The 7,086-nt window shown below is 55.7% G+C and carries 8 protein-coding genes; all 8 read left to right on the top strand.

The genetic code is table 11. The features are described 5' to 3' along the window. The coding region (locus tag HOJ95_16080; protein ID MBT6396216.1) for a hypothetical protein at positions 1 to 299 on the top strand (299 nt) is incomplete at its 5' end. Continuing rightward, positions 296 to 835 (top strand): signal peptidase II, encoded by a 540-nt coding sequence (gene lspA, locus HOJ95_16075; GenBank protein ID MBT6396215.1) that lies wholly within the window; start codon positions 296 to 298, stop codon positions 833 to 835. The genes HOJ95_16080 and lspA, both read left to right, overlap by 4 nt. A 4-nt stretch (positions 836 to 839) precedes the next feature. Further along, a complete protein-coding gene (locus tag HOJ95_16070; GenBank protein ID MBT6396214.1) occupies positions 840 to 1,376 on the top strand; it encodes a hypothetical protein in 537 nt (178 codons plus the stop codon). A gap of 9 nt (positions 1,377 to 1,385) precedes the next feature. Continuing rightward, on the top strand, positions 1,386 to 2,351 hold the full coding sequence (locus HOJ95_16065) for an RluA family pseudouridine synthase (protein MBT6396213.1): 966 nt from the start codon (positions 1,386 to 1,388) through the stop codon (positions 2,349 to 2,351). 166 nt (positions 2,352 to 2,517) lie between these two features. Further along, on the top strand, positions 2,518 to 3,702 hold the full coding sequence (locus HOJ95_16060; protein MBT6396212.1) for a thiolase family protein: 1,185 nt from the start codon (positions 2,518 to 2,520) through the stop codon (positions 3,700 to 3,702). Positions 3,703 to 3,717: 15 nt separating this feature from the next. Continuing rightward, positions 3,718 to 4,575, top strand: coding sequence for a 3-hydroxybutyryl-CoA dehydrogenase (locus HOJ95_16055; GenBank protein MBT6396211.1), 858 nt, complete (start codon positions 3,718 to 3,720; stop codon positions 4,573 to 4,575). Between the two features lie 6 nt (positions 4,576 to 4,581). Further along, positions 4,582 to 5,733 (top strand): acyl-CoA dehydrogenase, encoded by a 1,152-nt coding sequence (locus tag HOJ95_16050; protein MBT6396210.1) that lies wholly within the window; start codon positions 4,582 to 4,584, stop codon positions 5,731 to 5,733. Between the two features lie 194 nt (positions 5,734 to 5,927). After that, positions 5,928 to 7,037 carry a glycine cleavage system aminomethyltransferase GcvT gene (gene gcvT, locus HOJ95_16045; protein ID MBT6396209.1) on the top strand — a complete coding sequence of 370 codons (1,110 nt, stop codon included), beginning with the start codon at positions 5,928 to 5,930 and terminating at the stop codon, positions 7,035 to 7,037. Positions 7,038 to 7,086 lie beyond the last annotated feature (49 nt).

Here is a 7,086-nt window from a genome sequence, read left to right as displayed (position 1 = left end):
TGAACTTCCAGGTGAAGGTGTTCGGCCCGGAAAATATCCTTTCAAAACTTGCGCCTCACGCCGCTGAAATGGGAGATGTCTTCATTGTTTCAGGCGCCTCGCTAGCCGGGGCGGACGATGAGCCCGGCGGCGGCGCCTTTAAAAGTGAGGATGTCGAGGGGCTAATTGTTGAGGTGAGCGAGGCGTTGGGTGAAAAATGCGCCATGAGCTGGAAAATTTCCGAGGACGTGGGCTCGGACCCTCGCTATCCGGATCTTTCGGCGCGCTGCGCCCGTATTGCGGCTGAAAATTTTTCGTGAATCAGCGACCTGAACTCGCTCCCTTTCTCACCTTTGCGGCTCTGCTCGCCGCTGCCGATCAAATACTGAAATACGTAATTACTTCGAATATTCTTTTCAATGAGAGCCGCACGATCATTCCCGGCTTTTTGAGTATCACCCATTTTCGAAACCGGGGAGGTGCCTTCAGTCTTCTATCCTGGCTGCCGCTGGGCTGGGGCCGCATGTTTTTTGTTGCGGCGACCCTGGGTGCGTTGGTGTTCATTTATTATCTTTTTCGCTCGAATGAACTCGATAGCCGAATGGGCCGAATCAGCCTGACTTGTATCGCGGGGGGCGGGCTCGGTAACTTGATCGATCGGATTGTGCATGGAGAGGTAATTGATTTTATTCTTTTCTATCACCAGGACTATTACTGGCCGGCGTTCAATCTGGCCGATTCGTGCATTACTGTGGGTGTTTCACTTCTTGTCTTGGAAATTCTTCGAAACCCTTACGGCGATCCACCGACCGAGGTGATGGACAAAGAATCGAGCGGCGAGCCCGAGGGAGAATAAGGCCATGGCTTTTGTTCCTACTACCCCTCTAGATGGAAAAAGTCGCACTTCGCCGCCCCCGATAGTGTTGGCGCGGGGATATGCGGTCCGCTATCTTAAAAATACGCTTTTATTCTGGGGGGCGGGCGCATTATTCGGAGGTCTTATAGCTGTCCTGTCGTCGTTTTATGATTTTTCGCTGGGCGGATTGTTACCGGTATTTGCCCTGGTAGGGGCCGTTTTTGTTACCGCATATTCTATCTATCGGGGCGGACTGGCGCTGTGGGATTTGATGGACGAGCCCGTTTCGATTCAAGGCCAGGTGGCCGAGAAAAGCGCCACGGGTTACTGGAATCGCCTCGCCTTTTTAGAAGATAAACACTATCTGTGCATCGAACGAGGGGAGGACCATCGCCCGCTTGCCTACGGAGTGAGTATTGAGGTATCCGAAGGATGGTTTCTCGTCGGGCAGGGTTACCACGATATCGTTTCAAAGGGCACACTCTTGAGCGGGAGAATCTATCGCCGCACTCGTGTGTTCGACTCGCTGGTGAAGATCTAGGAGGCCTACGTGGATCCAGGTAAGTTTCGCCGGGAATGCCCGAAGGGGGCCCCACGCCTGGACGCCTATCTTGTAGGAGAATTTAGCGATCTCTCACGCGCGCGGGTACAGGCCCTGATTCACGAGGGGCGTGTACTCATGAATGGCGAGCCCGGTGTTAAGGCGAGCCAAAAAGTGCCTCCCGGCGCGCAACTCGAAATTGAAATCCCTCCACCCGTACCTCATCGCCTCGACCCCGAGAATATTCCTCTTGATGTCCGGTTCGAGGACGAGCACCTTCTTGTCGTGAACAAGCCGCCGGGCATGGTGGTTCATCCAGGTGCCGGAAATCGAGAGGGCACCATGGTCGCTGCGCTTCTTTACCACTGCCGGGGCCAGCTTTCGGGAATCGGCGGCGTCGAGCGACCTGGAATTGTCCACCGCCTCGACAAGGACACCTCTGGGCTCCTCATCGTCGCCAAGTCGGATATCGTTCACCGACGCCTCTCGGAGGCCCTCAAGGCTCGCCGCATCCAGCGCCGCTATTTGGCAATTGTGAAGGGAGTTCCTCCTAACGGAAAGGGCACCATTAACGCGCCTATCGGACGCCACCCCACCCATCGGACTGCAATGGCGGTTGTCGAGGGAGGGCGTGTGGCCGTTACTCACTTCACTGTTCGTGAGGTGCTTGAGGAGGCGGCGCTTCTTGAGGTTCGGCTCGAGACTGGCCGAACCCACCAGATAAGGGTTCACCTCAACCACATCGGGATTCCGGTGCTGGGCGATCCGACATATGGCCGTGGGCGTCTGCCGGGGCGGGGCAAACGGCTCAAAAAAAAAGAGGCAGAGACACTAATTGCGCGCCAGGCGCTTCATGCCTATCGGCTCGGGTTCGAGCATCCCGTAACTAGGGAGGCCTGCGAATTCGAGGCGGAGCCCCCCTTGGATTTTCTCGATGCGCTTGAGGATCTGCGTGTGCTGGCAGAAAATGTCTAGGGTTTTAGGGCGCTCGCGCCCGCTTATCTTGCCGTGGCTTGGTCGCTGTGACATAAAATAGTCAGCGGCAGGGGTGAGTTTTTCCCTTTTATAAAGGTAATTTCGCATCTTTCCTCAATGATAAATTTTCTTGAATACCCAGGAATTCATTACGGGAGTCTATTTCATGAAAGAGGTTGTTATTCTGAGCAGCGTTCGAACTGCCGGGGGTGGATTTGGCGGCTCGCTGAAGAATAAATCTGTGGTGGACCTTGGTGTCCACGCGGCCAAAGAAGCCATTCGCCGCTCAGGGATTGCCCCGGAGCACTTTGATGAGGTTGTTATTGGCAACGGCTGGCAGGCTGCCGTAGGCCCGAACTCGGCCCGCGTGATATCTGTCGGTGCCGGGCTTCCAATTGAAGTGCCCGCCTTCACGATAAACAAGCGTTGCGGCTCCTCTATCAAGGCGGCGGCCCTTGGTGCCCAGGCTATCCGGGCGGGGGACGCTGACGTGGTCCTTGCCGGTGGGGCCGAGAGTACGACGAATGTCCCCTACGTTCAGCCAGGGGCACGATGGGGCAACCGTTTTGGTCATGCCGAATTTCTGGACTTGATTTATAAGGACGGCTACATGTGCCCATTGGCGGGCGAGTTGATGGGTGTGACGGCGGAAAACCTGGTCGAGCGCTACAACATCACTCGCGAGGAGCAGGACGCCTATGCCCTAGAAAGCCAGGAGAAGGCTGCTGCCGCAATTGAGGGTGGAAAATTCGCCGCCGAGATCGTCCCCATAGAGCTTAAAGGCCGAAAAGGCGAAGTTACTTCTTTTGACATCGATGAGACTCCGCGCGGCGGGCTCTCGATGGAAAAGCTCGGCAAGCTCAAACCCGTGTTCAACGAGCAGGGCTCGGTGACGGCTGGAAACGCCTGCACCCAGGCGGACGCAGGCTCTGCCCTAGTTCTGGCCTCTCGCGAGCTTGCCGAGGAGCTTGGTGCGCGGCCTATTGCCGTGCTCAGGGGCTACGCCTCGACTGGTGTCGAACCCCGGTTCATGGGGCTGGGCCCGGTCACGGCTATTCCCAAGGCGCTTGAGCGTGCGGGGCTCAGTCTCGATGATATGGATCTCATCGAGGTAAATGAAGCCTTTGCCTCACAAATCGTTGCCTGTGAGCGCGAACTGAAGTGGGAGCGAGGGAAACTGAATGTGCACGGTGGCGCGATTGCGCTTGGACATCCTGTTGGCGCCACTGGCGGGAAGCTCATCGCCACCTGCCTGAGTGCCCTTGAGCAGCGTGGCAAGGAGCTTGGGGTTGTGAGTGCATGCATTGGCGGCGGGCAGGGCGTTGCCGTCGTGATTCAACGAACCGAGTAAAAGAGGGTAAATGAAATGGAATTTAAAAAGGCGATGGTAGTCGGTGCCGGAACGATGGGTGCAGGCATCGCACAGATTTTTGCCCAGAGCGGCATTCCGGTCACGCTGACTGATCAGAGCGAGGATATCGTGGCGAGTGCCGTGGCTGGTCTTGAAAAGCGGATGGCCCGGCGGGTTGAGCAGGGAAAAATGAGCGCTGATGATAAAGACGAAATTATCGGGCGAATCACTGTGGGATCGGGCTATGCCGCTGCGTCGGAGGCGGACATCGTCGTTGAGGCCATTTTCGAGGACATGGTGATTAAGAAAAAAACGTTTGCCGCGCTTGATGAGGCAGCGCCGGATCGAACGATTTTTGCGTCGAACACCACTTCGCTTTCCATTAGCGAGATGGCGTCGGCCACCTCTCGGCCCGATAAAGTTTGCGGCATGCACTTTTTCAACCCGCCTGTCGTAATGAAATTGGTTGAGATCATGCCCGGAATAGGAACGTCACAAGAAACGGTGGGTGCCGTGAGCGCTCTGGCCGAAAAATTGGGTAAAAAACCCGTCCACGCCCGCTTCGATAGCCCCGCTGGAATCGGTAGTCGTGTGTTAGCTGGATCGCTGAACGAGGCTGTGGAGGTTTTCGCGCAGGGGCTTGCCTCGGCAGAGGATATTGATGCGGCGTTAAAGATGGGCTGCGGTTTCCCGATGGGGCCACTTGAACTGATCGACCTCATCGGCGTCGATATTCACCTCGCCAAGACCGAGACCCTTTATCGGGAACTGGGCGATCAGCGTTACCGCCCGAATTTTATTCTCAAAAAAATGGTGCGTGCGGGCCATTTGGGTCGCAAAAGTGGGCGTGGTTTCTATACATACGAGGATTAAATCCGGATGGATTTTGAACTGAACGAGGCGCAGCGCCTGCTCAAGGAGACGGCGGCCGATTTTGCACGGCGCAGGATTATGCCCGTCGCCAGGCAGAATGATATCGATGGACGATTTCCCGACGACATTGTCAGGGAGATGGGTGAGCTTGGCTTTTACGGGGGGGTGATCCCGGAGGAATATGGCGGAGCGGGAATGGATTATATTTCCTATGCTGTCCTGATGGAGGAGATCAGCAAGGCCTGCTCCTCGGTGCGAACCGTTCTTTCCGTTCAGATGTCTCTCGTCGCCTCGACCATACTGAAGTGGGGGAGTGAGGCGCAGAAACACAAATATCTTCCGCTTCTATGTTCGGCCGAGTGGATTGGCTGCCTCGGATTAACTGAGCCCGATGTCGGCTCGGACGCGCAAAATATCAAGACCTTCGCCACCAAGACTGATAGCGGTTGGCGGCTCGATGGACAAAAAATCTGGATTAGCAATGGCGGCGTCGCACAAATCGCCCTCGTAATTGCCCAGACCGACAGGGATAATTCCCGGCGGATGGCTGCCTTTTTGGTGGAGACCGATACTCCGGGGTTTGAGTCGAAAAATATGCGCGGCAAGCTCGGGCTTCGAAGCTCGAACACGGCTGAGCTTTTTCTCGCCGGGGTCGATGTGCCCGACGATGCCCTGATGGGCGAGGTAGGGGATGGATTCAAGGTGGCGATGAGCGCGCTAGACAATGGTCGCTATTCGGTAGCGGCCGGATGTCTTGGTATCGCCCAGGCCTCGCTTGAGGCGGCGGTTGCCTATGCCAAGGAGCGCCACACATTCGGCAAGCCGATAGCGGCGCATCAGCTTGTACAAGAAATTATCGCCCGCATGGTGGTGGATATTGACGCCTCTCGTCTTCTGGTTTACCGGGCGGGTGAGCTCAAAAACGCAGGCGTGCCCAATACCAAGGAAACTTCGATTGCGAAATATTTTGCCAGCGAGACGGCGCTTCGGTGTGCTAATGACGCAATACAGATTCATGGCGGAATGGGCTACAGCGACGAGTTTCCGGTCGAGCGCTACATGCGCGATGCCCGGGTGGCGACTATTTACGAGGGAACGAGTCAGATTCAAAAGCTCATTATAGCGGGCTACGAGACAGGCATACGCGCTTTTGGCTAGTTGTGGGCGGATTCAGTAGGAACATGCTTTGGCCCTCTAAGTTATTGAAAATTTATTGGTTATTATTTTCAGTCCTGCTCAAAAAGATTCTTCTGCCCGGCTGTGAGATATCCTCTTGTAATTCATAGCTGGACACGGTAAGTCTCGAATTCACACGCCCAGTTTTATTTTTTTTCTTAACCTAAGGGGTGGCCATGACCGAGGCCGGGGAAACCCTTCTTCATACGCCGCTTTATGATGCACATCTACGTGCGGGCGCAAAGATGGTCCCCTTTGCGGGATTTGAAATGCCCGTCCTATACGCAGGTGTCATGGATGAGCACAAGGCCACCCGGTCGGCGGCGGGTCTATTCGACATTAGCCATATGGGCGAGTTCGAGGTTCAAGGATCGGGTGCCGAGGCATTTTTGCAGGGCCTCTTGACGAATAATGTCGAGAAACTGGAGGTTGGCAAAGTTCTTTACTCGGCCATGTGCCGCGAGAGTGGCGGCATCGTGGATGATCTGACTCTTTATCGGCTGGCGCCCGAGCGGTTTCTGGCCGTGGTCAACGCTTCGAACATTGAAAAAGACTGGGAGTGGATGTCGGCCCATAAGAGAGAGGGTGTCGAATTTAGAAATATCAGCACTGACACCGCTCTTATTGCCCCACAGGGCCCTGCCGCGCCTGAAATACTGGCCAAATTGATACCTGGTGGGGGTGTTCTTGAGGAAATTGGGTATTACACCGCCGCCGAAAGAGAGGTGGCAGGGTGCCGGGTGCTCGTCTCTCGCACAGGCTATACGGGAGAGGATGGTTTTGAGCTTTATCTAGCATCAGCGGATGCCCCTGCGGTATGGGACGCTCTACTTGAGGCGGGCGAACCCCTGGGGTTGGTTCTCGCTGGTCTCGGGACGAGAGATACCTTAAGAACCGAGATGAAATTTGCACTTTATGGGAACGATATCGACGAGGAGACGAATCCGATCGAGGCGGGCCTCGGCTGGGTGGTCAAGTTTAAGGCGGGTGATTTTGTAGGCAGGGAGCGTCTTCTTGAGATTAAAGAGCAGGGCCTGTCCCGGAAACTCGTGGGCCTTGAGATGGTGGACAGAGGTATCCCCCGTCACGGGGCCCCGATTTTATTGGGTGGAGAGCCCGCCGGGGTCGTCACAAGCGGAACCATGAGTCCCTCGCTTGGCAAAGCCATTGGCATCGGCTACGTTCCAATTTCCCATGCAGAGGTAGGGAGCGATGTTGAGGTGGATATCCGGGGAAAGGCCCGGGCGGCGAAAGTTGTTAAAACGCCTTTTTATCGAAAAAAATAGTGCCGGGGTCGGGAATGAATAAGACCTCTTTAGGTTTCAAGAGACAGGG

This window comes from Nitrospinaceae bacterium, from assembly GCA_018669005.1.
GTDB lineage: Bacteria > UBA8248 > UBA8248 > UBA8248 > UBA8248 > UBA8248.
Note: the sequence above shows the minus strand (reverse complement) of the source record. Positions and strands in the feature narration are given on the sequence as shown.

Excerpts from the sequence above, each read along its gene's own strand:
- HOJ95_16070 (MBT6396214.1), top strand. The coding sequence starts at position 840 with ATGGCTTTTGTTCCTACTACCCCTCTAGATGGAAAAAGTCGCACTTCG.
- HOJ95_16055 (MBT6396211.1), top strand. The coding sequence starts at position 3,718 with ATGGAATTTAAAAAGGCGATGGTAGTCGGTGCCGGAACGATGGGTGCA.
- gcvT (MBT6396209.1), top strand. The coding sequence starts at position 5,928 with ATGACCGAGGCCGGGGAAACCCTTCTTCATACGCCGCTTTATGATGCA.
- HOJ95_16050 (MBT6396210.1), top strand. The coding sequence starts at position 4,582 with ATGGATTTTGAACTGAACGAGGCGCAGCGCCTGCTCAAGGAGACGGCG.
- HOJ95_16060 (MBT6396212.1), top strand. The coding sequence starts at position 2,518 with ATGAAAGAGGTTGTTATTCTGAGCAGCGTTCGAACTGCCGGGGGTGGA.